Below are 1,796 nucleotides of genomic sequence, written 5' to 3' on the forward strand. Positions count from 1 at the left end.
CACGCCCTTATAACCACGCCGTCGAGAACGTCGGGGTTATCCCCAGAAAATTTCTTAACCTCGGCGCACCACACCTCTCCCTCTCTATAAACCCTCTCCACAGCCACCTCAAGCCTAAGCCCAATGGGGGTGGGGATAGTTACCCTATCCACGGCGACGCCCCGAGCCGCGAGGGCCGCCGCCTTCGCCGCAGCGGCCGCGGCGGCGCCTGTGGTTATGCCGAAGCGCTTAAGGGTAAGCATACTTCCTGTGGTAGCCCCTAGGCGTAATTATAAAGCCGTTCCAGACATAGGTCTCGCTGTTGCCCACTATAATTGTGGTGCGCATATCGACTACGCCGTAGTCAATTTCATCAAGCGTGGTGAGCCACACCCTCTGCCCCTCCCTATAGGCGTTCTTCACAACCCCCACCGGAGTCCCGCCGGCGCGGTGCCTCCTAAACACTAAGATTACCTCCTTAAGCAGATCTACGTCAATTGGGTTGTAGAGCGCTACTACGTAGTCTGCAAGAGCTACAGCCTCAGCCCTCCTGAGTATAACCTCCCGCGGCGTCAGCAAAGGCGAGAGGTTAAGCACAGCGAAGTCGTTGCCGAGGGGGGAGCCGAGGAGGGCCCCGGCGGCCAGGGCGGCGGTTACGCCGGGCACCACCTCAACATTGAGATGGACCCCCGACCTGCTCATCAACTCAAGAACTAGGGGGGCCATGCCGAACACTTGCGGGTCGCCGTCAGACACCACAGCCACGGTGGCGCCCTCAGACGCCTTTTTCAGGGCCACCGAGGCTCTTAGAAGCTCCTCCCTCATCCCGGCGGCGAACACCTCCTTCCCATGGAGCAGATCGCTTATGAGGTTTATATACGTCTTGTATCCAACCACCACATCAGCCCTTCTTATGGCCTCCACCGCGGCGGGCGTCCTGAGATCTGGACCACCTGGGCCCACCCCCACTATATATATTTTACCCGCCATGGGAAAGTTCAAGCAACTCGTTGAAAATGGCGGCGGCCACGCCGGAGCCTCCATACGTACCTTTAACCACCACGGAAGGCACGGCGCATTCAGCAACTTTATCCTTTACATGTATATTTGTAAAACCCACGGGCGCCGCGATTATATAGGAGAGCTCGCCGCCCATCATGCAGTGATCCAATACGGCGGCGAGCGCGGTTGGCGCATTGCCCACCACAGCCCCCGGCGACTTAAGCCGACTCAGCCAGTACGTCATGCCGGCATAGGATTTAGTCAAGCCGCCTGAGTCGACGGGGGCCTCCACAGCGACGTACGTGGACTCCGGCGGGTATCTAAGGCCAGCTTTCACCATCTTGCTGTCTACAGCAACAGACCCACCGAGCCACTCCCTAAAAGCCTCCAGCACCTCTCCTCTTATCTCCACATGGCGCGCCACGTCTAGGTTGCCAGAGGCGTAAACCGCCCTGGCTACCAGCCTATCTCTCCAATTTGCCAAGTCTAGGCCGAGCCTCTCGGCCACATAGCGCATGGAGGAGTTGTCTATCTCCTCCGGCTCCGCCACCCTCAGCTCCACCCCGCCGCCCCCCAGCGCCCGCCTGATCCTAGCCAAGAGAGCTGAAAAACACAGCGGAGAATCGCCGAGGGGCGGAGTTACGTAGACCCAGTTACCGAATTTAGAAATGGCCCACATGCCCGGCTCAACCCCCAGCTCCCCCAGGATGTCCCTCACCACGTGGTTGCCACGGCCTAGGAAGGCAAGGGCTATCACTACCCTGTCGTGTCTCGCCACTAGATCTCTCCAATTGGGCTCGGCGTATTCATTGTAT

The 1,796-nt window shown here is 59.1% G+C and carries 3 protein-coding genes; all 3 read right to left on the reverse strand.

All coding sequences use genetic code 11. From position 1 onward, the window contains the following. Nucleotides 1-242: cobalt-precorrin-5B (C(1))-methyltransferase (locus tag ACP5J3_RS14100; protein WP_428496259.1), on the reverse strand; the 242-nt coding region annotated here is incomplete at its 3' end. Beyond that, complete coding sequence (locus ACP5J3_RS14105; protein ID WP_428496260.1) at nt 229-948, reverse strand: precorrin-3B C(17)-methyltransferase; 720 nt, start codon at nt 946-948, stop codon at nt 229-231. The genes ACP5J3_RS14100 and ACP5J3_RS14105, both read right to left, overlap by 14 nt. Nucleotides 949-958: 10 nt before the next feature. Then, the coding region (locus tag ACP5J3_RS14110) for a precorrin-8X methylmutase (RefSeq protein ID WP_428496261.1) at nt 959-1,796 on the reverse strand (838 nt) is incomplete at its 5' end.

The organism is Pyrobaculum sp. (assembly GCF_049971835.1).
Classification (GTDB): Archaea; Thermoproteota; Thermoprotei; order Thermoproteales; family Thermoproteaceae; genus Pyrobaculum.